Source organism: uncultured Microbulbifer sp. (assembly GCF_947489355.1).
Lineage (GTDB): Bacteria > Pseudomonadota > Gammaproteobacteria > Pseudomonadales > Cellvibrionaceae > Microbulbifer.
Genome location: NZ_CANLDD010000016.1, coordinates 28,002 through 54,029 on the forward strand (window position 1 = coordinate 28,002; position 26,028 = coordinate 54,029).

Here is a 26,028-nt window from a genome sequence, read left to right on the forward strand (position 1 = left end):
CCACAACGGACTGACAATGCCAACCATCACGATTGACGGCGAAAAATATCAGGTCGACGGAGAACAGAACCTGCTCAACACCTGTCTGTCTCTGGGCCTCGATATTCCTTATTTTTGCTGGCATCCGGCAATGGGCTCCGTAGGTGCCTGTCGACAGTGCGCGATGATCGAATACAAGGGCAAAGAGGATCAGAGCGGCCGCCTGATCATAAGCTGCATGACCCCCATCCGTGACGGCGCCATTTACAGTATTGAGGCCGAGGCCGCAGAAACGTTTCGCGGTAGTATTATCGAAAACCTGATGATCAACCACCCGCACGACTGCCCCGTCTGTGAAGAGGGCGGCGAGTGCCATCTGCAGGACATGACGGAAATGTCCGGGCACACCCTGCGCCGCTACCGGGGCACCAAGCGCACCCACCGCAACCAATATCTGGGGCCCTTTATTAACCACGAAATGAACCGCTGTATTACCTGCTATCGCTGTGTGCGGTTTTACGATGACTATGCAGGTGGGATGGATCTTCAAGCGCTCGGCAGGAATGACCAGGTGTATTTCGGGCGCCAGGAAGAGGGGCGGCTGGAAAATGGCTTTAGTGGTAACTTGGTCGAAGTCTGCCCCACGGGAGTCTTTACCGATAAAACCTTCAGTGCACACTTTGTACGCAAGTGGGACTTGCAGACCGCTCCCTCTATCTGTGAACACTGCGCGGTGGGCTGCAACACCGCTCCGGGTGCACGGGAACCCGGCAATGGGCACGAGCCGATACTGCGCAGGGTGATCAACCTCTATCACCGGGATATCAACGGCTATTTCCTCTGCGACCGTGGTCGCTTTGGCTATGAATACATCAATAGCGCGACACGCATTGAGAAAGTATTCTCAGCCAGACACGAAACGGTCATCAGCTCCACGGCACAAAGTGGCGATCGACTACACAGGGAGGTCGCACCACAAAAAGCGCTCCTGCATTTGGCACAACAGATATCGGCAGCCCAAGACAACAGGAGACACATGCTCGGCATTGGCTCACCGCGCACCTCCCTGGAAAATAATTTCGCCCTGAGACAGCTGGTGGGCCCGGAAAATTTCTTCTCCGGCCTCAATCAAAGAGACCAGGAGTTGCTTCAGCTGGTCAATAATATCCAAAGCGACAACCGAATCCTGTGCCCGACCACACCGGAAATTGAGGCCGCCGACGCAGTGTTCATTCTTGCTGAGGATATCTATAACACCGCACCGCGTATTTCCCTGGCAATACGCCAAGCTGCCCGCAATCGTCAAAAACAACAAGCACAATCACTAAAAATCCCCCTGTGGCAGGATGCTTCTGTCCGACAATTGGAGGGGAATGGCAGCCCGATTATTTTCGCCGGTACAGAACTCACTGATTTAGAGAACATAGCCTCCACCACCCTGTTTGAGACACCGGAAAAAGTAGCACAGTTTGCCCGATCCCTGGCCCTTCTGCTTTCCAATCCAGAAAACGCTCAGACCGGACTGGAACCACAACAGCAGGAAATCGCTGTGCATGCGGCAGAAATACTCCGCAACGCCAAAAATCCACTGATCATCTCGGGAACCTCCAGCAAGCACGCAGAAATACTGCATGCTGCGGCACAAATCGCCACCACCTTGAGCGAACAAAAAACCGTGCCCGTTATGCTGTATCTGGCCTGTGACGAAGTCAACAGCCTGGGGCTCAGTCAGTTTTTTAGCGGAGAAAGCGGTTATCTCGAGCAGCTGTTGCAAACACTCAGGGAAAGGGAACAAAGTGAAGTACCCACTACCCTGATTGTATTGGAAAATGATCTCTACAGACGCCTGGATAGAAAATCGCTTGCGCACTTGTTTGAGCACATCGATGAGGTCGTGCTCCTGGACACGCTGTTCCACTCCACGTCCAAGCGCGCAGACTGGATTTTTCCCGCAGCTGCCACGGCGGAATCCCAGGGAACTGTTGTGAACGCCAACGGGCTGGCCCAGCGCTTTTACGCAATTTATGAAGGCAAAGGCTTTATACAGGAAAGCTGGCGCTGGCTGGTGGATGCCGTGGAATTCTGTACGGAAAAATCCGGAGCGCTGTCGCAAATCACCAGTTGGAAACACAGTACCGATCTCAGTGAAGCCATCGCCAGGGAGTTCAAAACTTTAGAGGTCCTCAATGTACTCGGGCCGGACGAAAACTACCGTATCGATGGACTCAAAGTCGCCCGCCAAAGTGGCCGTTACAGTGGCCGCACAGCTGTCCATGCGCAAGAACATGTCTCGGAAGAGCCACCCATCCAGGACCCGGATGCCCCCATGAATTTCAGCATGGAGGGGATACACAACCCTGACAAGACACAGCTCCAAGCCAATATCTGGTCCCCCGGCTGGAACTCCAATCAATCTATCAACAAATTTCAGGAACAGATTGGCGGCGAGCGTAAGGGGGGGCCTTCCGGTCTGGCCATCAAACGTTCCAAACACCCGATGCCAGAATGGATCACTCCTGCAAAGGAAACAGCAACAGAGGAATTACCGGACATCCCCAACCCCGTACAGATGCAGCCGGTCTATCGGCTGTTTGGCTCCGGAGAACTGAGCAACCAGTCGAAGTGCATTGTTGAAGCAACTGAAGCGCCCTTTGTGCTCATTAATCTGGCGGAGGCAAAAATACCCGGTATCCACGACGGACAACCGATCGAACTTGTGACCAGTTGCGGCACCTATCGGGCCGAGGCGCGCTCAGCCCCCACAATACCGCCGGGCAACGTAGGCGTACCCTATGGATTGCCAGGCCTTGAAACCCTGACCCCCCTACTCCCCGGATACGCTTCCCTGCGCCCAGCGGAAGCGTCCGCCAGTATTGAGGACTGAGAGACCGATGAGCACGCCACTTTGGATAACACTGCTGAATATCTTCGGTGTATTGATCGCCACAGTCCTGCTGGCGGCAGTACTCACCTGGGGGGAACGGCGCCTTCTGGGATTCTGGCAGGACAGGCCCGGCCCCAACCGGGTAGGCCCCTTCGGCACCCTGCAGGTCGTTGCCGATATGATCAAACTCTTTTTCAAAGAGGACTTCATACCACGCTTTGCGGACATTCCGGTGTTCGTGCTGGCACCCACCGTGGTGATGGCCACCATGTTGATCGCCTTTGCCGTCGTACCCATGTCCCCCAGTATCGGCGTGGCGGATCTCAATATCGGATTACTGTTTGTGCTCGCCATGAGTTCCATTGCGGTCTACAGCATTATTCTCGGTGGCTATGCCTCCAACAACAAATACGCCCTGCTCGGCAGCCTGCGTGCCGCCGCTCAGACAGTCTCCTATGAAGTGTTTATGGGATTGAGCCTGATGGGTGTCGTGATGCTGTCCGGCAGCTTCAACCTGCGGGATATTGTCGACGCCCAGGCAGGTTACTGGTTTATCCTGCCCCAGTTCCTCGGGTTTATTGTATTTTTTATCGCCGGAATCGCTGAGAGCCGGCGCACACCGTTTGATCTTCCCGAGGCGGAACACGAGCTTACTGCCGGATTTCACACCGAATATTCCGGAATGAAATTCGGCATGTTCTTTGTCGGCGAATATCTTGCCGTAATCCTGATCTCGGCACTGATCACCACGTTGTTTCTGGGCGGCTGGCACGGCCCCTGGCTGCCACCCATTGTCTGGTTTTGCCTGAAAACCGCATTTTTGGTGGCCCTGTTTATCCTGCTGCGCGCTTCCCTGCCACGCCCCCGCTACGATCAACTGATGAAATTTGGCTGGAAAGTGATGCTGCCCCTGTCACTGGTTAATCTGCTCGCCACCGCAGGGATACTACTATGGATCGCTTGAGCACCAGCCAACCTCAGGAAAAACCGGCGGGAGGAAAAAGATGATCGCAAGCCAAATCCGCAGCCTGTGGCTGGTGTTCAAGCACCTGTTTCGGCGCAATGTCACAGTACAATATCCAGACCAAAAGCCCTACCTGGCCCCACGCTATCGCGGACGGATCATTTTGACCCGGGACCCCAACGGGGATGAACGCTGCGTAGCCTGTAACCTCTGTGCAGTGGCCTGCCCACCGGACTGCATCTCCCTGCAAAAAACCGAAGATCCGGACGGACGCTGGCGACCCGCGTATTTTCGCATTAATTTCTCACGCTGCATCATGTGCGGCCTGTGTGAAGATGCCTGTCCCACCTATGCAATCCAGTTGACACCGGATTTTGAGATGTGTGAATACGACCGGCAAAATATGGTGTACGAAAAAGAAGACCTGCTGATCGACGGTCCGGGAAAATATCACGATTACAGTTTTTATCAGGTAGCGGGCAAGGCAATCCGGGGCAAAGGGAAAGGCGAGGCACAAAATGAAGCCGAGCCCATCGACATAAAGAGCCTTAATCTATAAAGCGTCAACAAACCCCTGGATAAAAATACCGATTTTCATCCAGGCGTGAAAAGTACCTGCAGATGCTCATTACAGTGGGAGGGTTTTTGTGAATTACCTATTCTATCTCACCGCGGCAATCGCGGTACTTTCTACCACTATGGTGATTTTTCACCGCAACGCGGTCCATGCACTTTTGTATCTGGTCACTTCCCTGCTGGCCGTGGCTGTTATTTTTTACCAGTATGGTGCCCCCCTGGCTGCGGCTTTGGAAGTCATTATCTATGCCGGTGCCATTATGGTGCTGATCATATTTGTCATCATGATGCTCAACCAGGGGGATTCCACGGTGGTTCAGGAACGGGCCTGGTTGCAGCCCAGCACCTGGGTCGGCCCGGCCCTGTTATCCGCACTATTGCTGATTCAACTGATTTTATTGGTCAGCAGCGCTCCGTTCTCTGCAGTCCGGGCCTTCCACTATATCGGTCCCAAGCAGGTGGGCATTGCTCTGTTCAGTCACTATGTCCTCGCCGTGGAGCTGGCTTCAATGCTTCTGCTGGCAGGATTGGTTGGTGCCTTTCACTTGGCCCGACATCGAAAACCAGAAACAGGGAGATCCGGCAATGCCAATTGAGACGGCACCTGGGCTAGAGGCCGGAATCCTTCTGGCCTCGACACTCTTTTGCCTGGGTTTGGCCGGGCTGATGATGCGGCGCAATGTCATTTTTATGCTGATGTGTGTCGAGATCTGTACCAATGCTGCGGCCCTGATGTTCGTCGTCGCCGGCGCCCACTGGGGCAATGCCGACGGCCAGGTGATGTTTATTTTTGTGGTGACCCTGGCGGCAGCGGAAGTCGCCATAGCCCTCGCTCTGGTCCTGCAGTTCTACCACCGCAAACACACCGTCGATATCGATCAATTGAACGACCTGAGAGGGTAATATGCAGGGGCTTTTGGCCTGGGTGCCACTTCTACCGCTGATTGGCTTTTTGATACTGGTGGGTATCCCGTTGTTTTATCGGCGCGAACCTCCGGAGAGCGTGATCACGGTGATCGGGGTGGGCAGTGTCGGCATTGCGGCACTGTTCACGGCAGTCGCAACGGCCGCTGTTTTTTGGCAAACCCCGTCCGGAGTGGTCAATATTGCCCTCTGGCAGTGGATGCAACTGGGGGAGCTTAAACTCGGCATCAACTTCCATGTAGACTGGCTGACACTCGTGATGCTGATGATCGTTACCGGTGTCGGTTTTCTGATTCATCTCTATTCTGCCGGGTATATGCGCAAGGACCCGGATTTCCGCCGCTATTTTGCCTACCTGAACCTGTTTATCTTTGCCATGCTGACCCTGGTGATGGCCGATAACCTGGTGCTGCTTTATCTGGGCTGGGAGGGCGTAGGGCTTTGCAGCTATCTGCTGATCGGCTTCTGGTACAAAGACCCTGTCAATGGCACCGCCGCGTGCAAAGCCTTTATTGTCACCCGTATCGGCGATACCGCCATGGCCATCGGCCTGTTCCTGCTGTTTTACGAGTTCTCGACCCTCAATATCCCAGAACTGATCAATGCAGCGGGCGACCCTGGCGCAGACCGGGAAATAATTACTATCGCCACCCTGCTGCTACTTGGCGGCGCAGTGGGCAAATCGGCACAGCTGCCACTGCAGACCTGGCTGCCCGATGCCATGGCCGGCCCAACCCCGGTGAGCGCTTTGATCCACGCGGCCACCATGGTCACTGCAGGTGTCTACCTGATCGCCCGTATGCACCCCTTGTATACACTCTCTGAAACGGCGATGACCGCAGTGGCCATTGTCGGCGCTCTCACACTACTTCTCGCCGGATTCAGCGCCATCGCCCAAAGTGACATCAAACGAGTGCTGGCTTATTCCACCATCAGCCAGATTGGTTATATGTTTCTGGCTCTGGGTGTGGGCGCCTGGTCCGGGGCCATTTTCCACTTGATGACCCACGCCTTTTTCAAGGCACTGCTTTTCCTCTCCGCCGGGTCGGTTATTCTGAGTCTGCACCACGAGCAGAATATTTTCCGTATGGGCGGTCTATACCGGAAAATTCCGTTTACTTTTCTCTGCTTTACCATCGGCTGCGCTTCCCTGGCAGCCCTGCCCTTGACTTCCGGGTTTTACAGCAAAGACCAAATATTGCTGCGTGCCTGGGAATTCCACCAGGGTTTTAACAGTCTCTGGCTTGCGGGAGTCCTCGGCGCCCTGATCACCGGTATCTATACGTTTCGCGTACTCTTCCTGGTATTTGCCGGCAGTGAGGGGGCCGCCTCAAGACACTGTAAAGATGCCAATACGCCGGCAATGACGATACCTTTGGCCATTCTCGCAATACTCGCACTGCTCGGTGGGCTGTTGACGCCGCCTCTCCAGGCGGTATTCGGCACTACTGCAGAGAGGCACCCCGCGGCATGGGTCGAAGGTGTGGCCATTGCCATGCCGCTGATTGGCCTGGGCGTGGCCTGGCAGCTGTATCGGCGCGAAAAAAAGACGGGCGAACAGCGCTCCCGGGTTACGCAATTCTGGTTCAGTGGCTGGGGCTTCGACTGGCTCTACGATCACCTGCTGGTAAGGCCATTCAACATGCTCGCGCGCCTGAACCACAACGACATGATCGACGCGTTATACAAAGGCACTGCCGCGTTCAGCCGCCAGTTGAATACGCTACTGAGCGCTTCACAAAACGGCCAGGTGCGCTGGTACCTGGCAACCTTTGCTGCGGGTTCTATTCTATTCCTCGCACTTTTGGTGGCCCTATGACACTAATGGCAATCATTATTCTGTTGTTCGCTGGCGGTATACTAGCCTGGCTTTCGGAGCGTTATCTGCAGCGGGGCGGGCACTGGATCGGCCTTGTCAGCCTACTGCTGGCCAGTTTGCTGCTGGCCAGTTACTGGCCCTATTTAGGTGCGGCACAAGTGATCGGCAGTGGTCCCTGGTGGGACAGTGTGCAAATCAACTGGATTCCCAGATTTGGGATCAGCTTTCACCTGGCCATTGATGGTTTGGGCTTCCTGATGCTGGCTCTGACCATGGCGATGGGTATTTTCGGGCTGGTCATGACCTGGAACGATATACATTTTCGCCGTGGTTTTTTCTATTTTAACTACCTGTGGACCCTCGCCGGTGTAGTCGGTGTATTCACGGCCATGGACCTCTTCCTGTTTTTTTTCTTTTGGGAAGTGATGCTGGTTCCCATGCTTTTCCTTATCGCGGTATGGGGGTATGAGCAGCGCCTCTTCGCCGCCATCAAATTCTTTATTTTTACCCAGGCCAGTAGCCTGCTGATGCTCATCGCCATCGTGGCACTGGCTTACCTCCACTACGGCAATTCCGGGCAACTGACCTTCAATTACAATGACCTGCTCGACGCCCAATTGGCACCCTCGACCGCCTACTGGCTGATGCTGGGCTTTTTCGTGGCATTTATTGTCAAGTTACCCGCGCTTCCATTCCACCCCTGGCTGCCCGATGCGCACACCCAGGCGCCGACGGCCGGCAGTATCCTGCTGGCGGCCATTCTGCTGAAAACCGGTGCCTATGGTCTTTTGCGGTTTAACCTGCCTCTGTTTCCCGAGAGCTCTGCGGCATTTGCACCGGTGGCAATGAGCATCGGCGCTGTTAGTGTAATCTACGGCGCTATGCTCGCCTTTGCCCAAAGTGACATGAAGCGGCTGGTCGCCTATTCCAGCGTCAGCCATATGGGGTTTGTTCTGCTCGGACTCTACGCGCTGAATACGATTGCCATGCAGGGGGCCGTGATGCAGATGATTGCCCACGGACTCAGTACCGCCGCCCTGTTTGCGCTGGTGGGCGCCCTGCAACACCGGTTGCATACCCGAGATATGACGCAGTTGGGCGGAGTCTGGGCCATCCTGCCCAAGCTGTCCGCAATTGCGCTGTTCTTCGCAGTGGCCTCCCTGGGTCTCCCGGGGCTGGGGAACTTTGTCGCCGAATTCACAGTTTTGGTGGGCAGTTTTCGCAGCAGTCACTGGATTGCCGTACTTGCCGCCACAGGTCTGATTGGCGCCGCCCTGTACGCACTCATCATGATGCAGAGGGGGTTTTTTGGTGCACTGAACAAGCGGCTCCAGAAACTTTCCCCGCAGGCCCCAATAGCGGATCTGAATTTGCGGGAATCCTGTGCCCTGCTCTCTCTCGCCGCACTGTTGGTGCTGCTGGGCCTGCGCCCGCAACCGGTATTCGATATCGCCAGCCCCACCGTCGCCCGTTCCCTGGCACACATTGAAACTGCCAGAGCGCAGTATGCCAAAGACCAGGGTATCGGCACTCGCTTTACTTCCCAGGAACAGACCTGGGCAAAGCCACATCCAAAAGAGAGTGAATCCCCATGAGCACGCAGGAACTTTTCGCAATACTGCCACTGCTGCTACTGAGTGCGGGCATTGTCATTCTCCTACTGCAGGTTTCCTTTTGGCGCGGACATCGGAGTGCACTGGCGACGACTTTAATCACCCTGTTGCTCGCAGCAGGCTCCTGCTTTTGGGTTGGCGCTACACTCTCTGGCGGTGTCAGTTCTGTCCAAGCCACCGGGCTACTGCTGGTAGATCACACCGCTCTGTTTTTCTGTCTATTGCTGTTACTGACGGCCACTGCCGTCAGTATCATGGGCTATAGCTACCTGCGCCTGCGCTGCAACCCGGAGAGAAACCCCGGCAGTTACCCGGAAGAATTCTACATACTGCTGCTACTGGCGATGTTGGGTACAACCACGCTCGTTTGCGCCAGCCATTTCGCCACCTTCTTCCTGGGCCTCGAACTGATCAGCCTGGCACTTTACCCCATGCTCGGCTTCGCGGTCACCGGCGATTTATCTCCTGCGCGAGAGCAGGCGCAGTCGCTGGAATCGGCGATCAAGTACCTGTTGTTATCCGCGCTTTCCACAGCGCTCGGCCTGTTTGGTATTGCACTGGTCTACAGCGCAGGCGGCGCGCTGGACTTCAGTGGTATCGCTGCTCTTATGCCGGAACTGGCACAGACCTCTGCGCTGTTTGCCACAGGAATCACCCTGTTTTTAATCTCGGTCGCTTTTAAACTATCGCTGGTACCATTTCATATCTGGACACCTGATGTTTACCAGGGCGCTCCGACACCGACAACCGCCCTTATTGCCACTGTGAGCAAAGGCGCAGTAATCGGATTCCTGCTGCGCTTCTTTAACACCCTGGACCTTTATGGAAGTCCCGTTTTGATCAACCTGCTTTCCATCGCGGCCATCGCAAGTATGCTGGTCGGCAACCTGTTGGCGCTGATGCAAACCAATATCAAGCGACTCCTGGCCTACTCCTCCATCGCCCATATCGGCTATCTGGTGGTAGCCTTTATCATCGGCAAGAGCACCTTCGGAACCGAAGCCGTTATCTATTATCTGGTGGCCTATATCATCACGACACTGGGCGCTTTTGCCGTGGTTGGCCTGGTAGCGGATTCCGTCGAAGACAGGATTCTCAAGGGGGAATATCCGGAAAGTCCACCGTCCGATGCCGACAACCCCTACCATAGGGACTTTTACCGCGGATTGTTGTGGCGCTCACCCTGGCTCGCCAGCTGCCTCGCGGCCATGTTACTGTCCCTTGCAGGCATCCCCCTGACCATCGGCTTTATCGGCAAATTCTATATATTCACCGCCGGTGTGGAGGGACAGCTGTGGGTACTTCTGGCAGCTGTTGTGATCGGCAGCGCGCTGGGTCTTTTCTACTACCTGAGACTGCTGTTAACCATGGTACAGCGCGACCCCACGCTTACCGCGGAATCCACCGGCAGCGTACAAATTGCAGTATCCGGCCAATGGCTGCTGGTTGTATTAACCGCGATCCTGCTGCTGTTTGGGATATTTCCACAACTCTTGATCAACTGGATAAATGCACTATAACGATACATAAGGGTATGGCTGCAAAAGCACACGACCTGTTTTTCCTGCCCAATAAAAAGCCACCAGCGAGCAAAGGGCAAGCTTATGAAAACCTTCAAGCAGGCATTCGAGATTATAAAAGACGCAGAAAAGTTCCATCTGGATATGGCCGAACTCTACCAGGATCTGCTGAATAAATCAGAGGACTACCGAACGGGGCTTCTATTGAGACATATGCTGGAACACGAACAGCGTATGGCGAGAAACCTCTCCAACTATGGCGCAGTAGCGCAACAAAAAGTCATGCAGACCTGGCTGCAATACACCCATGAAGAGAGCGCACAGGACTTTATTCGCCATCTGCCCTTGAGCGATCCCCCCACCATCAGGGAAATCAACAATTTGGGGCGGGAAGTGGACCGCTATTTCTCCGGTCTCTACGAAGCCGTTTACGGTGCGATAGAATCCATGGAGGTGAAGGAAGTCTTCGATGATCTAAAGCAAATACAAGACAAGGAACGCATCACGCTCTCCATGGCCACCAACTCCCTGTGGGACATGTAGCCCACCGAAACGCGACACAAAAACATGTCGCCACCGGTTCAGGACCGGTGCAATTTGTTTGAATTCATGCATTCCCGCCCATTTGCGCGGACTTTTCAAAAGCGGCAATCAAACAGGTTTGAAATACCAGTTTGATTGCCGGAGTAATCAAAGCGCGTCGTTTGCCCCCTCAACTTGGGAGGCTGACTTGCGACGCCTTAGAAATTCCATTGTGCGCGCACATAATAGAGTGCGCCGTTAAAGCCCATGGGAGCGGTTTCCGGGTACTCGGCACCGGCCACACCCGCCCAGGGATTTTTATCGGGATAATTGTTCAACAAATTCTCGGCACCGGCAATCAGAGACAGGGATTCGCTGAAATCATAGGCCCCCTCAAGGTCCACCGTCCACTCCTCTCCAGCAGTAAGGGGAAAGTCTTTATCATCCAGATGCGCCTCCCAATAGCTGCCGTAGTAATTCAGGCGCACCAGGCCACGCCAGCCGTCTCCAGCATGGGTGATCGTTGCATTACCACGCAGATTTGGCAGACCATCTTCCAGTTGCCTGATGCGCTTGTCATCCATGGTCTCCGGGTTGAAATCCGTAACCTCGGTATCCTTCCAGTTCATGGCGAAACTCAAATCGGTAGCATCTCCCAAGGGATAAGTGGCCACCAAGTCGATTCCCTGGGTTTTGGTATCAAAGTCATTGGTATAGAAACGGAAAAAGTTGAGAGAATCGGCTCCACTGATGCCCTCCGCCACCAACTGGGCGCGTTCTTCGTCACTGAGCTCTTGCTCTGCGGACTGGCTAAGACGATCACTAACCGCAATCAGGAAGTAGTCGAGGGTAACCTCCCAGTCACCTGCCGCGACAATCGCCCCCAGGGTAAAGCTCCCGGACTCCTCCGGCTGTAACTGCTTGCCGCCTTTGAGGACCGCGATCGGGTTTGTGGGGGGAATGGTGCCCAGGTTTTGCAACTTGCCATCCGTAAAAGCTGTCGTCACATTGCTGATATTGGACTGGCCGGGCGTTGGCGCGCGGAAACCGGTACTGAGAGTAGAACGCAGCGCCAGCATATCACTGACAACATAGTGCCCTGACAGCTTGAAGTTAAAGGTGCTGCCGAAATCAGAGAAGTCCTCCCAGCGCAGGGCGGCGCCAAAGCGCAGGTTATCGGTGGCCTGCAATTCGGAATCAGAGTAAAGCGCGATATTGTCCCGCTCGAAAGCACCGGCCACTTCCGGCCCAAACCCGGAGAAACCGTTGGAACCGATCAGAAAACCCTGCTCGGTCAGCGGGCCCACTTCCCAAGAGGCCCTATCGCCCATTTTTACCTGGAACTCCTCTTCGCGCCACTCGAAACCACCGGCCAAATACAGAGGCATGCCAGCGAACTCGGTCGTCTTGCTCAGGTCGATATTAAAATTCGTTTCATTTTGAGCATAGCTACCGGGGCTAAACGCAGTGGGCGAATCCGGCCCCAGCGACGCATTCACGGTGTTATAGATATTAAAATCCACCCGGTTATGGCCCCTGCTGGCACTGACATCGTAGCCGATACCATTGGCAAGCTCACCGCGCAGGCCGAAGACCATGGAGTAATCCTCCAGCTCTCCGCCAAAACGGGGGGTAAATCCACCGGGAAACATTTCTACAAAGGAGAAACATTCATTACTATCGTGCGCCTCTGCAACAGTGAAGCCCGCGCAATCGTCGATGCCATTACTCGCATCAAGATCCCCTATTAAAGGCACGAGTATTTCTTCAGGAATCCCATCTCCATCTTCATCTCGTAAAACCTTGGTAGCAAAAACCCCTTCGCGAGTTTCAGGGTTACGGAAATAAAACCCCCCGTCGGTAGAGCGGCTGGCATAGTTACCAAAAGCATAAAGCTCAACGGCATCGCTCAGTTCAATGGCACTGTTGACAAAGAACTTGGTGTCATCCTCCACTTCCGGCTGGCCCCAGATTTGCGCCGGACTGGCGACAAAACTATTACCATTCTCAATCAGCTGCGCTGCGTCATCACGCTGTACACTGCGACTGGTGGCATCCTGTTCGCGATATTCCATGCTGAAATTCACGAAGCCATCGCCGGTCAATGGCAGACCAACATTCGCGGCCACCATACTCTGGTCACCATCCCCCGCGTTGGTGGTTGCATGCTTCACTTCCACCGCGCCACCCTCGGCCGCATCCTTCAGCTGAAAGTTGATCACCCCGGCGATAGCATCAGAGCCGTACTGGGCGGCGGCGCCATCGCGCAACACCTCAACCTGCTTCAGGGCGATCGCAGGGATAGAGGAAATATCCGGCCCCTGAGCGCCATCGGAGACACCATTGCCGAGAAAGGAAATCACAGCGGCGCGATGACGGCGCTTACCGTTCACCAGCACCAGGGTACTATCCGACGGCAAGCCACGCAGATTTGCCGGGCGCACAATGGAAGCCGCATCCGAAATCGGCATTGTATTGACGTTGTAAGAGGGCACAAGATTGCGCAGCAGATTGTTGAGATCTCCATCTCCCTGATTGACAAACGCCTCGCCGGATACGATATCAATGGGGGCGGCAGAATCTGTGGCGGAACGCCCTTCCACACGGGTACCGATGGTAATGACTTCCTCGAGAAGGGCTTCCTGTGCAATAGCGGGACTTGACAATGCGGCAATGGATATTGCCAGCAGTGATGGCGCGCCACAGGCGGTTAACCGGCGCCTCTTATTTTCTTTCATATAACTACCCTGTTAGTTCTCTATAATTGTCTTAGACGCCAGTCTACTCCCTGGCCATACTCCAACACACGCTGCACACATATCAGCGCCAAGTGAAGAGATTCCACTTTAACGGATCATTGCACTGGCAGCCAGAACACTTTAATAACAAATTACTAAAAACGATCCCTTCTAAAAGCATCGTGCTATAAGATAACTCTCACAAATAAAAAATTATCGTCTAACCCTCCATTATCAATTTACTTTTCGCGTTCGTATATAAATATCCTGACCACTCCTGCACACAAATAACCTTTAAAGCCCGTACGGCAAAGGAAGATATCGTCATCGGACACAGTCTGGCACGCATCCTCTAACTATAATTACCCCAACAAATTACGCGGCATATTAGAAACAGCGATTGAACAGCACGGAAAGCTTGACTCTAATGTCAAACAAACCTGGACAGCCCGTAAAGAAAAAGTGATAGGACACGAACAAAAATACAGCCTTCAACAGGAAGGCCGTCCAACCTGTATTGCAGGTATTCATTTATCAGCTTAACAAACGTTCACAAATACAGTCCACTCACCCAATGAGAGCGTGAACTCCGTACACTTTCGCAGGGAAATTACCTCAATGGTGGAAAGGAAACACCAGAGGCAAAAGTGTTAATACCGTCAGGCTATAGGCAATCGTTAAAGGCAATCCGGAACGCATAAAATCCCGCAAATGGTAACCGCCGAGGTTTTGCACGATCAAATGGGTCTGATAACCGAATGGCGTTAAAAAACTGGCACTCGCACCATAAGCCACTGCCATTACAAAGGGCATCCAACTAACGCCAAAGCCCTCTGCAAGACCCCATGCCAATGGAAACACCAAGGCTGCGGCAGCGTTATTTGTCATCAACTCGGTCAACAACAGCGTCAAGAGAAAGATAGCGATCAAACCCACAGAGGGGCCTGCATCCTCGAGGGTATCACGCATTCCTCCTACCAGAGTATCTGCCAAACCACTCGCGGAAAAAGCTTCGGCCAACACCAGGGCACTAGCAATAATAATCCAGATCTGGAACGGAAATCTCCGCTGCAATTCAGAGCTGGAGACTATATTTAGACCAATCATACAGCCCAGTAAAACCACAAGCCCTTTCAGCAGGGAAAACACCCCCAATGCCGCACCTGCCACCACCAATGCGAAGCCTGCCCCGAGCAGCCAACTGTCCCGCCAGGACAACTGCCTTTGCACCTCTGAGCCACTGATTACGTAGAAGTTCTTGTCAATATTACGGTGATGTTTGAAATCCTGCCCCACCGCCAGAAGCAATGCATCACCTGCCTGGAGCGGAATTTCACCAAGCTTTCCGGAAATGCGGTCACCACCGCGGCGCATGGCCACCACCGCAGCATCGAATCGTGTGCGGAACTGACAACTCTTCAAGGACTCACCGATAATACTGGAACCTGGAGTGAGCACCACCTCGGTCAAATCCAGATGCAGCGCCTCGTCCTCAAAGGCGAACAAGCGCAAGCCCTCTATATCCTTCAGTCGTTCGAGGTCGCGAATATCTCCACTGAAGATCAGCTTGTCGCCGTTGCGCAGCACTTCTGTAGGTGCTACCGGGCTGATCGTCTGCCCGCCGCGCACTATCTCAATCAGGTAGAGCGTCTCCAACCGGCGCAACTTGTTTTGCTCAACACTGCGGCCATCAAGAGGAGAGTTGGCAGCCACTTCGGCCTCCAACAGGTAATGTGCAAACGTCTCCTCATCGACCGGCCCTTCGGGCAACAAGCGATTGGCAATCAGTAATACGATAAGTCCAATAATGGTTGCACAGGCCCCTATGGGCAGAAAAGCGAAAAAATCCAGCGCGGGCATGCCCCGGTCCAGTACAAAGCTGTTCACAATCAGGTTTGTAGAGGTACCAATCAGTGTCAGTGTACCGCCGAGGATTGCCGCATAGGAGAGTGGCAATAGCAGCTTGGCGGGCGGGTGGCGTCTCTGCGCTTTGACACTGGAAGCCAGCGCGGCAACTACTGCGGTGTTATTTAAGAACGCAGAACTGAGAGCGGTTGCGCTGGTCAACTTAAGCAAACTACCTCTCAGTGAACCGCCAATCAACCCATCTGAGATACTGCGTAGCCAACGGGCTTTCTCCAGCCCTAGGGAGGTTAGAAGAAGCACTACCAAGGTGACCAGGCCGGGGTTTACCGCCTTTTGCAGGACGGATTCTGCGGGCACCAGGCCGGTCAAAAAACAGACAACAGCAGCCGAAGCGAACACCTGAGAGGGGCGGATACGGGTAAAAATCAGGGAAAAAATGACCAGTAAAAAAATACCGGCGACAATAGATTCACTCAGGGCCATGGATTCTTCACTTTCGGCAAAATACCTTGTGAAGGATAAATATTCCCGGGCCGGAAGGAAAGAACCTCCTCTCACCAGACAGAGAAAGAGAATACAAAGCCCCTAGGCCCGCTATCGGCACCAAGACCAGAAGCTATTGTGCTCTCTGCTACCCGGCAAACTAGCAGATTGCCGGATTACTACCTTCAGAGGCCTCCACCATCAGCGGCAGACCAGGGGAAAGCATAAAAAACACACCATTACACGCAGCTGCACAGATTTCTCAAGGGGAGCAAACCCATTAAGGCTTGCTGGCCCGAACTGCATAACCGCCACAACCAGCCTCTGCATTATCCCCAAACTTCCTCCAAACGCTGATCCCGTCCACAGCGGAAGCGGTAATACTTGTAGCGCAGGGGATTGCGCTGGTAGTAGTTCTGATGGTAGCCCTCAGCGGGATAAAAGGTACTGGCCGGTTTTATCTGGGTCACCACTGTTTTACCCAACTCCGCCTCCACCTTTTTCTTGCTCGCTTCCGCCAACTCCCTTTCCTGCTCATTACTGTAAAATATTTCACTACGGTACTGACCTCCACGGTCACAGAACTGGCCACCGGCATCGAAAGGATCAATATTATGCCAAAAGATCGTGAGCAAATCGGAATAACTGACTTTATTGGCATCATATTTTATCTGTATCACCTCGGCGTGACCGGTACCCCCCGCAGAGACCTGTTCGTAGGTCGGGTTCTTCACATGGCCACCACTGTAACCGGATGTGGTTTCAAGCACACCATTGACCTTGTCGTAGGGGGGTTCCATACACCAGAAGCAACCGCCGGCAAAGACGGCGGTGCGGATATTGGAGGATTCCTGGGCGCTGCCAAGTGTGGCAGCCAGAAGCATGAAAAGGGCAAAGATACCGCGCATAGTTGTATCCTGATGATAGGTCCGGTTGATCGATACTCTTCTGTCGATGCAGAGGAGGAAACTCTTACAGTTTGACAGTGCCTGCGCAGGCGCGCAGAAAAATTTCGCGATATTCCCCTGCACCAAACGACATGGGATTGCTGGTGGCGGAGGGATCTGCCGCGGCCATCTGAGCTATTTTATTGGCATTGACGGTATCTATGCCGATGTCAGCGAGGTTATGGGGAATCCCCAACTGTTTGCGCAACCCGAGGATCCAGGTGAGCACTGACTCAAACCCATTGGCAGACGCCGTCTTACCGACAAGTTGCAGATAGCGCGCCAAACGCGCCATAGGCGTCTCAATCGCCGGGCGATTGGCCACCAGTACATAGGGTATCAACACCGCGTTGAGCAAACCATGGTGTTTGTCATGAAGGGCACCGAGCGGATGTGCCAGCGCATGGATCGCACCCAGCCCGCGCTGGAAGGCGGTAGCACCCATACTGGCGGCCACCAGCATCTGCTGACGCGCTGCCAAATCTGTACCAATCGTATAGGCCCGTGGCAGGTATTCCTTGACCATGCGCATCCCCTCCAGAGCGATACCCTCCGCCATGGGGTGGTACATGGGTGAACAGTAGGACTCGAGATGATGGGACAGTGCATCCATTCCCGTGGCCGCGGTGATCCCGGGCGGCAGGCTCAGAGTCAACTCCGCATCCAGAATCACAATATCCGGCAGGAGTTCCGGATGAAAAATCAGGCGTTTGATATGCGCCTTTTCATCGGTGATGACCGCCACCCGCCCCACTTCCGAGCCAGTCCCCGCAGTCGTGGGTACCGCTATCACCGGCAGCATGCCATTGGTATCTACACGCCGGTAGTTTTCACCAACATCCTCGAAATCCCAAATCGGTCGGCTCTGCCCGGCCATCAGGGCAATGGCCTTACCGGCGTCTATAGCGGAGCCACCGCCAAAAGCTATCACCCCATCGCACTTCTTTTCCCGCAACAGCTCAACACCACACTCAATATTTTCGCTGTTGGGGTTGCCCTTGATCGCTGAGAAAATTTCAAGGTTCAGACCATTGTCACTGCAGGGATTGAGTACACGCTCAATCAGGGGCAGCTCGGCGAGGATGGGGTCAGTGACCAGCAGGGGGTGCATTACTCCAAGTTCTGCACAGGCCTTGGCAAGTTCTGCCACCCTGCCAGGCCCTACCCAAATAGCAGTGGGATAATTCCATTTTACCCAGTATTGATCCACATCACCCTCGCTCGGCTTCTCAGATCCTGAAAATTTGCAAATAACTGCCCAATAGCAATCAACTGCCTGCCGGCACATTGGGCCTGAGCGATCGGGTCAGGTCAGATGCGTGCTCAACCTGCTTACTAGTAAGGCAGGGGGGAAGCACACCTGATTCACTGCTTTCCCCCTGAACAAAAAAAGCCACCTGCTTGGAGTGTATAACGTCCTGTTCTTAAGCAACATTCCCCAGCCTTCATATTCAGGGAGGGCAAAAAAACTGCTCCAATACGCCCACAACCCTACCATCTCACAGAAAACGGCCCTTCCTATTCGCCAATTTTAAAATGAAAAGACTTGGGCCGAGTCAACTGCTCGAAACCGATACAGGACAGAGTACACCCCCTGCCCGACTGTTTTACCCCGCTCCAGGCCAGTTCCGGATCCAGATAGTCACACCTATTCAGAAAAACCGTACCTGTTTCCAGGTGATCTCCGATCATTAAGGCAGCCTCTTCATCGCGACTGAATATCGCAGCAGAAAGACCGAACTGGCTGTTGTTCATCAGTTCCAGCGCCTCGCCATCGTCATGCACTTTTTGCACCCCCAGCACCGGCCCAAAAGATTCCTCACGCATGACACGCATTTTATGCCGCACTCCGGTGAGTAACTGCGGTGCCATATACTGAGTGCCGCGCCGATCCATTGAGAAATCGCCAGTTTGCAGGTGCGCCAGAGCCCCCTCTGCCACCGCCTCGTCGATTTGTACCCGCACCCTGTCGGCTGCAGCTGCGCACACCAGTGGCCCCAGCGTGGTCTGTGGTTCTTGCGGGCGCCCGAGACGATATTGACGTATGATGGCGACCGCACACTCGACAAATTCGTCGAATAGCTGCTCGTGGACATAGGCTCGTTCAATGCCACAGCAAGACTGCCCGGAATTAAAGTAAGCACCATCCACTATTGACTCAACCGCCGACTGCAGGTCGGCATCCGCGCGCACATAAGCGGGATCCTTGCCACCCAACTCCAAACCCAGCTGAACAAAACGGCCAGCCACACTGCGCTCTATAGCCACACCGCCATCTACAGAGCCGGTAAAGGCGATATGCTGGATTTCGCCGGCGCATGCCAGCCGCTGGGTACAGGGATGATCGAGATGCAGATACTGGAAGACACCGTAGGGAAGCCCCGCCTCTCGAAAGGCCTCCACCATACGCTCGGCACAGAGAGGGGTTTGTGCGGAGTGCTTTAAGATAACCGCATTGCCTGCCAGCAGTGAGGGCACCACCGCGTTGACCGCGGTTAAATAGGGATAATTCCAGGGGGCAATTATCAGGGAAATACCCAGGGGGTCGCGACGGATAAAGCGAGAAAAGCCCGGCTTGAACGACAATGGGATATCTGCCAAAGCCGCTTCGGCAATATCTGCCATGGCGCAGGCGCGTTTGGCAAAACCGTCAATCTCTCCCCCTGAGTAACGAATGGGGCGTCCCATCATCCAGCAGAGTTCCTCGCCAAGGCGCTTCTTGCGATCACAGAAAAATTCCACCGCCCGATGCACCACGGCAATACGTTCGGCTATTGGTGTCAGCCGCCAGGCCCGCTGGGCAGACGCGGCCCTGTCCAGGGCCACACGAATCTCCACCTCGCCAGCCAGGGCCCGCTCCAGGTACACACTGTTATCAACCGGTGAAATACATTGCAGAAAATGCATGCTTGAAAAGTTCCTTTTTTATTTTGTCCTGTGATAGACCCCCCGACCAGCGCATGACCACCCGAACACTGTCGGCGGGAATTTTTCTGCTTGGCATTGACCTGGAACCGGGCTGACCGCCGGATATAGGATGAACATAACTATTCTGGGTCAGATGATTTCGAAATACCTGTCCAGCTCCCAGTCACTCACATGACGCCGGTACTCACGCTCCTCCCACTCCCGGCTTGCGGCAAAGTGTTCGATAAAATCGCAGCCGAACAACTCACGCGCGGCCTGCGAACTTTTCAGTTTCTGCGCTGAATCCCATAGGGTATTGGGTAGTGCCTGCTGGGCCTGCGGGGCCAGCGCATAGGCATTGCCAGTAATGGGGTCACTGGGCTGCCACTGCTGCATGATGCCGTAAAGGCCGGAGCCCAGGGCAGCGGCTAAGGCCAGATAAGGGTTGGCATCAGCGGCACCCAGCCGGTATTCAATACGCTGGGACTGGCTATTTCCCGGAATGGCGCGCAGGGCGGCGGTGCGGTTTTCCACGCCCCAATTGGCACCGGTGGGTGCCCAGAAACCGGGTACCAGGCGACGGTAACTGTTTATTGTGGGGGCGAGCAGTGCCAGAAATTCCGGCATCAGGCGCTGCTGCCCGGCGAGGAACTGGCACATGGTCTCGCTCATCCCCTGAGCCTGGTGCGAGTCGACAAATGCGGATTCCCCGCTGTCGTTATCGCGCAGGGATAAATGAATATGGCCACTCTGTCCGGGATAGTGGCTGGACCAGCGGGACATAAAAGTCGCCATCAGGCCCATGCGCTGGGCCAGCACCTTTATAAAGGTTTTAAAGAGAGCGGCCTTGTCTGCTGCCGCCTCGGCACTATCCACAGCGATGGCCGCTTCCAAAACCCCAGGGCCCGTCTCTGTATGCAGTCCTTCCAGCGGGAAATCCATACGCTCACCCAGGTCGAGAATCTCCCGGTAGAGCCCCGAGTGTACCGAGTTGCGCAGTAACGAATAGCCAAACCAGTCCGGAGTGAAGGGTTTGAGGTTGCGAAAGCCTTTGCTGCGCACCGATTCGGGCGTTTCATCAAATAGGAAGAACTCGTACTCCAGCGCCGCAAAAGGCGCAAACCCCATGGCTTTGCAGCGTTCCACCACACGGCGCAGAAGTGCGCGCGGACACACTGCCTGGGCGCGACCGTCAAATTCGGCCAAAAACAGCAGCATAGTGTCTTCGAAAGGAATATCGCGACAGCTGTGGGGCAGGATACGTACTGGCGCATCCGGGTAGCCCGTATGCCAGCCGGTGTAACGAACGTTATCGTAGAGTTGGTCCTTCAGGTCCCAGCCCAGAACCACATCGCAAAATGAAAAGCCCTTAGCCAGTGCGGAAAAAAACTTGTCGCGGCTCATATACTTGCCACGCAATACCCCGTCGATATCGAAAAGGCCCACTTTGACATGACTGAGACCGCGTCCCTCCACAATAGCGCGGGCCTCTTGTACGGTTTTCACCTCCCGAGCTTTTACCATGACCGCTCTGCCCCGCTGTTGTTATCAATGCATTACAGGATAGACCCGCCAAACGCCTTCGACGCCAAAGCGTTACCAGAAGGTCGCGGCTTTCCGCCTGGTTGGCCAGCGTATATAATCCGCGCTCAAAAGTTTTCCTTTTATCCAGTCAGGACCAGCGATGAGCTTCGACAAAATTCCCGCAGGTGTGGACCTGCCCAACGATATCAACGTAATCATTGAGATCCCTGCCAACCACGACCCGATAAAATACGAGGTTGACAAGGATTCCGACGCAGTTTTTGTAGACCGCTTTGTGGCCACTCCGATGTTCTACCCGGCCAACTACGGCTATATACCCCAGACTTTGTCTGAAGACGGAGATCCCCTGGACGTGCTGGTGGTCGCACCCTATCCGGTCATGGTTGGCGCCGTAATCCGCTCTCGCGTGATCGGCGTGCTGAATATGACCGACGAATCCGGTGTTGACGCCAAACTGTTGGCCGTACCCCACAGCAAACTGACCAAGCTGTACGACCATGTTCAGGAAATTGGCGACCTGCCGGAGCTACTGATCAAGCAGATCGAACACTACTTTGAGAACTACAAGACGCTGGAACCCGGCAAGTGGGTGAAAGTGGAAGGCTGGGCCGATGGGGAAGCCGCGCGCAGAGAAGTGCTGGCCTCTCGCGAGCGCTACCTGGAAGAAGGCTAAGCGCGCCGCTGCTGATTGCTCTGGCAAACTACCGCGGGGATAAAGACATCAATACCGGCCACTGGCCGGTATTGATTTGCAACCCGCCAGGGTAAGAGCGCCTCATCAGAATTACTCAATTGACCTCCCACTGCGGAACCTGCACCGGCACGACCTCGCCCCGGTCCCGCTCCATCTCATCGAGCAGGAAGCCCTCTGCCGCACGCAGGCTGATATGCTCCACAGAAACCTGCACCGGCACCACCTGCCTGCGCTCTTGATCCCTGATCAGATTCCCCTCCATTGGTGCGAGCGTCCAGTTGGGCACCACCACAGCGGAGGCGTTCAGCCCGTCAGCGGGTTGTGGCTTGGTTGCGGGCACAGCCTGGATAGTTTCGCCGCTGCATTCATTTCTGATGCTCACCTGCGCGCCGATTTTGCCAAGGGTAACCTGGAACTGCTCGGCATGGCCGCGGCTGAGCCCTTTTTTTAAGATTAACGGGCGCCCACTAAACAAATTTTCAACAGACTGTGCCTGAATCTTGAAAAGGCGGGCCATATTGGCTTTTACGTCATTGGCGGTAAATCCATCAAGCAGGTCACCGCGAAAGATCAGGCTATAGGTGGGTTCTGACATCCTTTGATCTCTCTGTTATGCATCTGGGTCCAGGGTCTGATCCATGCTAAAGGCAGGGGCATCCCCGGTTCGGCCACCAACCTGGCGCGCCGGTACCCCCGCCACCGTGGTGTGATCCGGTACATCCTGCAACACCAGGCTGCCGGCGGCAATTTTAACATCAGACCCCACCCGTACCGGCCCCAGCACCTTGGCACCCGCGCCGATCATCACCCCGCGACCGATTTTCGGGTGGCGATCCCCAGAGCCCCGACCACTGCCGCCCAGCGTGACCGAGTGCAGTATGGAAACGTCGTCCCCCACCACACAGGTTTCCCCCACCACCAGACCGGAAGCGTGGTCAATCATAATACCGCTGCCAAATGTCGCCGCCGGGTGGATATCCACAGCGAGCTGCTCCGATACCCGGCTCTGGAAATACAGAGACAGGGTGGTGCGCCCCTGCTGCCAGAGCCAGTGGGCAATCCGGTGCGACTGCAGGGCGTGAAACCCCTTGAAGTAAAGGAAGGGGATCAGGTACTGGTTACAAGCCGGGTCCCGGTCGTACCAGGCACAAATATCAGCGAGCATGCAGCGGGCAATATCGGGATCGCTCTCCAGGGCTGCGGCAATCACTTCCTGCAGGGAAGCGGCGGTCAGGGCATTGTGGTTCAAGATAGTGGCAAGCTGGTCGGCAATGGCGTGCTCGAGAGACCGGTGGCGCAAAATGGTATTGTGGAAATAGCTCGCCAGAATTGGCTCGCCACTGGCCGCTACAGCGGCCTCGGCGCGCATGGAGCCCCACACATCACGAGGATTTGTCTGGCTGTCGATAATAAGCTTCTCGCCTTTTGTATCCACTATTCCACGATGTCCCATAGGCTGTAACAGAGAGTATGTCAGGGCCTTTTGCCACCACAGCTTGGAGCTTGGCAGGAATAGTGGGCACTTTCAACCATCGCTCCCGGTTGTCAGAACCGGTGGATCAGACGATAAACACCCCTATCCTCAACGCTGCGAAAATTTGGGGTAACAGTGATCCGGGACCCATATAAAGCGCGTATAGATTTCCAGGAGCTGCTCACACACCGTATCATACAGGGCCAGATTGCTGCGACGCAGCTGTTCATCCAAGCGCTCAAGCGTGAGTAGTTGTTGCAGTTCCCAGGCGCGCGGTGCATAGCTGAGATGCCAGCGCTCTGGGGCTATGCCGCCGTTGTCCTCGGCGTAAGGGCGAAACAGGCCGTAACTCCGGCCTGAGGCAATACGCGCATCTAGCCATCGATGGAAGGGGCCAAAAACACCATCGCCGGCCGCTTCCTGCGGTGTCAGTTGCGGGCGATAATCTTCGGGTACCGCAGCAGCATCGATAACGTCGAAATCCGTACCCCAGTGGTGTCGGGAAGCACCGGGCAGTGCCGACCAGCGCAGGATGGCAAATACCAGATCCCGCGGCGTCAGGCGGGAAATTTCCAAGGCTACCCCACGGCTGTCGAGTACTGGCCGCAATCCCTGAGCTTTGCCGTTCCAGATAATGCGCTGGCGCTTGAAGTCGCGGAAACCGGAGACAACCCTGGGGGCGAAACCCGCATCCTGGGCATCCCTGCACAGGCGCTGAAAAGCCACCAGGGCCTCGGGGTGCAGCAGCTGGTCGGATTCGGGATCGAGGATGACATGCGTATCACCGAGACCGAAGAGGATACGCCGAAGAGATACGTCTAACATTAGTGTTCCGTAGCAGCCAATTTTTGCATTGCGGGCTAAAGTAAACACACCCCGCTGCCTACTTTACCAAAGAGCGTGCCGAAATATGCGGGTCCGCCAGGCTTTGCCGGGGAGTACAACAGACGCTGCCCGCTGTGCGTCGGCAATAATGTTTATTGGCGGACCGTTGAATTATGTTAAGTTCAGTCGCGCGATTGAAGGAGTAATCGCATTACCTGGACGTTAAACCTAGTAGGGAAAACTGAATGCATCCGAGCCAATCAGAACTACTGAAACTGAAGAACCTGGGCCTGGCCTCTGTCAATATTCTGCACTCTATCGGTATCCGCTCCTACGACGACCTGCACCGCATAGGTCCGGTAGAGGCATTTATCAGTATTCGCAACCGCGGTATCAACGCTTCCAGAGTCATGCTCTACGCCCTGCAGGGCGCGCTGATGGACGTACACTGGAACGACCTGGACCCCAACCTAAAGCAGCAACTGACCAGCGAAGTTGACCGGCTGCTCGCCACGCAAAATCCCGAATAGTTTAACAGACAGCCCAGAGTCCATTCGCCCTGTCAGCCAGTGGGCCACCCTCGGTCTAATGGATTGTGCCCTTGAAAAGCTGGCGCAACTGGGTAGAGTTGCGTGTATTTTAGGGGCCCGGGTCAGTTTGTCCCACGGTGGGTATACGCCCAACCCGGTGCTATCTAAACTTCCCTTGGATAACTTAGAAGGAGAGCGCCGATGTTGCGCATTGGGCTATTCTTGCTGACCAATTTGGCTGTTTTGGTCCTGGTTGGCATTATTTTCAATATCTTCGGTATCGGGGGCATCCTTCAGGCCAACGGGGTGGACCTGAACCTGGGTGCCCTGCTGCTCCTGTGTGGCCTATTCGGCTTTGGTGGCTCTTTTATTTCGCTGTTGCTCTCCAAGACCATCGCACGTAGGAGTACCCGTACCCAGGTGATCACGGAACCGCGCAGCGCCGATGAGCAGTGGTTGGTGGAAACCGTGCGGGAACTCTCGCGCAAAGCCGGTATCGGCATGCCGGATGTGGGCATATTCCCCATGCCCCAGGCCAATGCCTTCGCCACCGGCTGGAACCGCAACAACGCTTTGGTATCGGTCAGTGCCGGACTGTTACAGCGCTTTGGGCGCGAAGAGGCGCGGGCGGTGATCGGACACGAAATCGGTCATGTGGCCAACGGCGATATGGTGACCCTGGCACTGATCCAGGGGGTGGTGAATACATTTGTCATGTTCTTTGCGCGCCTGGTGGGTTTCTTTGTAGACCGGGTGATACTGCGCAATGAACAGGGCCTGGGTATCGGCTACTTTATCACTTCCATCGTGATGGATATTGTATTCGGCTTTTTCGCCATGATGGTTGTGGCCTGGTTCAGCCGTCGCCGGGAATACAGGGCGGATCATGCCGGTGCCACCCTGGCCAGCCCCAACGCCATGATCGCCGCCCTGGAGACCCTCAAGGTGGAATCGGAGCGGGGCCAGGAGGAACCGCTGCCAGGCAATATGAAGGCCTTCGGTATCTTCGGCAATATGGGCGCGCTGATGGCCACGCACCCGCCCCTGACCGACCGCATCCTCGCACTGAAAAACTTCCGCAAATAGCCTCGTGTAAAAAGCCATACCCGGCACCTGGGGGCAACCCCCTCCCCCAGTGCCTGTCAAGGCTTTGGCCCACAGGGTCCACCGGTTAGGACAAAGCAACCGCGGGAGCAGGCACTGTATAAGCCGCATCTT

The 26,028-nt window shown here is 55.0% G+C and carries 21 protein-coding genes; 12 read left to right on the top strand and 9 right to left on the bottom strand.

The annotated features are described in order from the left end of the window. Positions 1 to 16 precede the first annotated feature (16 nt). The 9 genes from nuoG to Q1A48_RS09085 all read left to right on the top strand — a co-directional run bounded on the left by nuoG (position 17) and on the right by Q1A48_RS09085 (position 10,822). Positions 17 to 2,863, top strand: coding sequence for an NADH-quinone oxidoreductase subunit NuoG (nuoG, locus tag Q1A48_RS09045; protein ID WP_299943753.1), 2,847 nt, complete (start codon positions 17 to 19; stop codon positions 2,861 to 2,863). A 7-nt stretch (positions 2,864 to 2,870) separates the two neighbouring features. Beyond that, a complete protein-coding gene (gene nuoH / locus Q1A48_RS09050) occupies positions 2,871 to 3,827 on the top strand; it encodes an NADH-quinone oxidoreductase subunit NuoH (RefSeq protein WP_299943756.1) in 957 nt (318 codons plus the stop codon). Between the two features lie 40 nt (positions 3,828 to 3,867). After that, positions 3,868 to 4,386, top strand: a complete 519-nt coding sequence (nuoI, locus tag Q1A48_RS09055; protein WP_299943759.1) for an NADH-quinone oxidoreductase subunit NuoI — start codon at positions 3,868 to 3,870, stop codon at positions 4,384 to 4,386. A gap of 88 nt (positions 4,387 to 4,474) precedes the next feature. Next, positions 4,475 to 4,999: an NADH-quinone oxidoreductase subunit J gene (gene nuoJ, locus Q1A48_RS09060; RefSeq protein ID WP_299943762.1), complete on the top strand. Its 525-nt coding sequence runs from the start codon at positions 4,475 to 4,477 to the stop codon at positions 4,997 to 4,999. Continuing rightward, on the top strand, positions 4,995 to 5,306 hold the full coding sequence (gene nuoK, locus Q1A48_RS09065) for an NADH-quinone oxidoreductase subunit NuoK (protein ID WP_366523396.1): 312 nt from the start codon (positions 4,995 to 4,997) through the stop codon (positions 5,304 to 5,306). The genes nuoJ and nuoK overlap by 5 nt, the downstream gene beginning before the upstream one ends. Position 5,307: 1 nt before the next feature. Then, complete coding sequence (gene nuoL / locus Q1A48_RS09070) at positions 5,308 to 7,146, top strand: NADH-quinone oxidoreductase subunit L (protein ID WP_299943768.1); 1,839 nt, start codon at positions 5,308 to 5,310, stop codon at positions 7,144 to 7,146. Next, on the top strand, positions 7,143 to 8,741 hold the full coding sequence (locus Q1A48_RS09075) for an NADH-quinone oxidoreductase subunit M (protein ID WP_299943770.1): 1,599 nt from the start codon (positions 7,143 to 7,145) through the stop codon (positions 8,739 to 8,741). The genes nuoL and Q1A48_RS09075 overlap by 4 nt, the downstream gene beginning before the upstream one ends. Further along, complete coding sequence (locus Q1A48_RS09080; RefSeq protein ID WP_299943773.1) at positions 8,738 to 10,279, top strand: NADH-quinone oxidoreductase subunit N; 1,542 nt, start codon at positions 8,738 to 8,740, stop codon at positions 10,277 to 10,279. The genes Q1A48_RS09075 and Q1A48_RS09080 overlap by 4 nt, the downstream gene beginning before the upstream one ends. An 84-nt stretch (positions 10,280 to 10,363) precedes the next feature. Continuing rightward, positions 10,364 to 10,822, top strand: a complete 459-nt coding sequence (locus Q1A48_RS09085; protein ID WP_299943776.1) for a hypothetical protein — start codon at positions 10,364 to 10,366, stop codon at positions 10,820 to 10,822. A 197-nt stretch (positions 10,823 to 11,019) separates the two neighbouring features. Here Q1A48_RS09085 and Q1A48_RS09090 read toward each other — a convergent pair whose 3' ends face one another. The 6 genes from Q1A48_RS09090 to Q1A48_RS09115 form a co-directional block, all read right to left on the bottom strand. Further along, positions 11,020 to 13,539, bottom strand: a complete 2,520-nt coding sequence (locus tag Q1A48_RS09090) for a TonB-dependent receptor (RefSeq protein ID WP_299943779.1) — start codon at positions 13,537 to 13,539, stop codon at positions 11,020 to 11,022. A 615-nt stretch (positions 13,540 to 14,154) separates the two neighbouring features. Beyond that, positions 14,155 to 15,888: an SLC13 family permease gene (locus tag Q1A48_RS09095; protein ID WP_299943781.1), complete on the bottom strand. Its 1,734-nt coding sequence runs from the start codon at positions 15,886 to 15,888 to the stop codon at positions 14,155 to 14,157. A 329-nt stretch (positions 15,889 to 16,217) separates the two neighbouring features. Continuing rightward, on the bottom strand, positions 16,218 to 16,796 hold the full coding sequence (gene msrA / locus Q1A48_RS09100; protein ID WP_299943783.1) for a peptide-methionine (S)-S-oxide reductase MsrA: 579 nt from the start codon (positions 16,794 to 16,796) through the stop codon (positions 16,218 to 16,220). 64 nt (positions 16,797 to 16,860) lie between these two features. Beyond that, a complete protein-coding gene (locus tag Q1A48_RS09105) occupies positions 16,861 to 18,045 on the bottom strand; it encodes an iron-containing alcohol dehydrogenase (RefSeq protein WP_299943785.1) in 1,185 nt (394 codons plus the stop codon). 308 nt (positions 18,046 to 18,353) lie between these two features. Further along, positions 18,354 to 19,742 carry an aldehyde dehydrogenase family protein gene (locus tag Q1A48_RS09110; protein ID WP_299943788.1) on the bottom strand — a complete coding sequence of 463 codons (1,389 nt, stop codon included), beginning with the start codon at positions 19,740 to 19,742 and terminating at the stop codon, positions 18,354 to 18,356. A gap of 150 nt (positions 19,743 to 19,892) precedes the next feature. Continuing rightward, positions 19,893 to 21,266, bottom strand: coding sequence for a glutamine synthetase (locus Q1A48_RS09115; protein ID WP_299943790.1), 1,374 nt, complete (start codon positions 21,264 to 21,266; stop codon positions 19,893 to 19,895). A gap of 160 nt (positions 21,267 to 21,426) precedes the next feature. On the opposite strand from Q1A48_RS09115, the gene ppa reads away from it, so the two are divergent. Beyond that, positions 21,427 to 21,960 (top strand): inorganic diphosphatase, encoded by a 534-nt coding sequence (gene ppa, locus Q1A48_RS09120; RefSeq protein WP_299943792.1) that lies wholly within the window; start codon positions 21,427 to 21,429, stop codon positions 21,958 to 21,960. 115 nt (positions 21,961 to 22,075) lie between these two features. On the opposite strand, the gene Q1A48_RS09125 is transcribed toward ppa, so the two are convergent. The 3 genes from Q1A48_RS09125 to Q1A48_RS09135 all read right to left on the bottom strand — a co-directional run bounded on the left by Q1A48_RS09125 (position 22,076) and on the right by Q1A48_RS09135 (position 24,280). Then, positions 22,076 to 22,576 (bottom strand): hypothetical protein, encoded by a 501-nt coding sequence (locus Q1A48_RS09125; protein ID WP_299943795.1) that lies wholly within the window; start codon positions 22,574 to 22,576, stop codon positions 22,076 to 22,078. A 15-nt stretch (positions 22,577 to 22,591) separates the two neighbouring features. Next, positions 22,592 to 23,434 (bottom strand): serine O-acetyltransferase, encoded by an 843-nt coding sequence (cysE, locus tag Q1A48_RS09130; protein ID WP_299943798.1) that lies wholly within the window; start codon positions 23,432 to 23,434, stop codon positions 22,592 to 22,594. 129 nt (positions 23,435 to 23,563) lie between these two features. Further along, positions 23,564 to 24,280 carry a M15 family metallopeptidase gene (locus tag Q1A48_RS09135; RefSeq protein ID WP_299943801.1) on the bottom strand — a complete coding sequence of 239 codons (717 nt, stop codon included), beginning with the start codon at positions 24,278 to 24,280 and terminating at the stop codon, positions 23,564 to 23,566. A 245-nt stretch (positions 24,281 to 24,525) separates the two neighbouring features. Here Q1A48_RS09135 and Q1A48_RS09140 point away from each other — a divergent pair, with 245 nt between their 5' ends. Continuing rightward, positions 24,526 to 24,810, top strand: coding sequence for a TfoX/Sxy family protein (locus Q1A48_RS09140; protein WP_299943804.1), 285 nt, complete (start codon positions 24,526 to 24,528; stop codon positions 24,808 to 24,810). Between the two features lie 201 nt (positions 24,811 to 25,011). Further along, positions 25,012 to 25,896: a protease HtpX gene (gene htpX / locus Q1A48_RS09145; protein ID WP_299943807.1), complete on the top strand. Its 885-nt coding sequence runs from the start codon at positions 25,012 to 25,014 to the stop codon at positions 25,894 to 25,896. The last annotated feature ends 132 nt before the right edge of the window (positions 25,897 to 26,028 follow it).

Coding starts and splice junctions, on each gene's coding strand:
- nuoL (WP_299943768.1), top strand. CDS start 5,308: ATGCAGGGGCTTTTGGCCTGGGTGCCACTTCTACCGCTGATTGGCTTT.
- Q1A48_RS09140 (WP_299943804.1), top strand. CDS start 24,526: ATGCATCCGAGCCAATCAGAACTACTGAAACTGAAGAACCTGGGCCTG.
- msrA (WP_299943783.1), bottom strand. CDS start 16,796: ATGCGCGGTATCTTTGCCCTTTTCATGCTTCTGGCTGCCACACTTGGC.
- Q1A48_RS09085 (WP_299943776.1), top strand. CDS start 10,364: ATGAAAACCTTCAAGCAGGCATTCGAGATTATAAAAGACGCAGAAAAG.
- Q1A48_RS09125 (WP_299943795.1), bottom strand. CDS start 22,576: ATGTCAGAACCCACCTATAGCCTGATCTTTCGCGGTGACCTGCTTGAT.
- nuoH (WP_299943756.1), top strand. CDS start 2,871: ATGAGCACGCCACTTTGGATAACACTGCTGAATATCTTCGGTGTATTG.
- nuoG (WP_299943753.1), top strand. CDS start 17: ATGCCAACCATCACGATTGACGGCGAAAAATATCAGGTCGACGGAGAA.
- Q1A48_RS09095 (WP_299943781.1), bottom strand. CDS start 15,888: ATGGCCCTGAGTGAATCTATTGTCGCCGGTATTTTTTTACTGGTCATT.
- Q1A48_RS09135 (WP_299943801.1), bottom strand. CDS start 24,280: ATGTTAGACGTATCTCTTCGGCGTATCCTCTTCGGTCTCGGTGATACG.
- Q1A48_RS09115 (WP_299943790.1), bottom strand. CDS start 21,266: ATGGTAAAAGCTCGGGAGGTGAAAACCGTACAAGAGGCCCGCGCTATT.
- nuoI (WP_299943759.1), top strand. CDS start 3,868: ATGATCGCAAGCCAAATCCGCAGCCTGTGGCTGGTGTTCAAGCACCTG.
- Q1A48_RS09080 (WP_299943773.1), top strand. CDS start 8,738: ATGAGCACGCAGGAACTTTTCGCAATACTGCCACTGCTGCTACTGAGT.
- htpX (WP_299943807.1), top strand. CDS start 25,012: ATGTTGCGCATTGGGCTATTCTTGCTGACCAATTTGGCTGTTTTGGTC.
- cysE (WP_299943798.1), bottom strand. CDS start 23,434: ATGGGACATCGTGGAATAGTGGATACAAAAGGCGAGAAGCTTATTATC.
- Q1A48_RS09075 (WP_299943770.1), top strand. CDS start 7,143: ATGACACTAATGGCAATCATTATTCTGTTGTTCGCTGGCGGTATACTA.
- Q1A48_RS09110 (WP_299943788.1), bottom strand. CDS start 19,742: ATGCATTTTCTGCAATGTATTTCACCGGTTGATAACAGTGTGTACCTG.
- ppa (WP_299943792.1), top strand. CDS start 21,427: ATGAGCTTCGACAAAATTCCCGCAGGTGTGGACCTGCCCAACGATATC.
- Q1A48_RS09090 (WP_299943779.1), bottom strand. CDS start 13,539: ATGAAAGAAAATAAGAGGCGCCGGTTAACCGCCTGTGGCGCGCCATCA.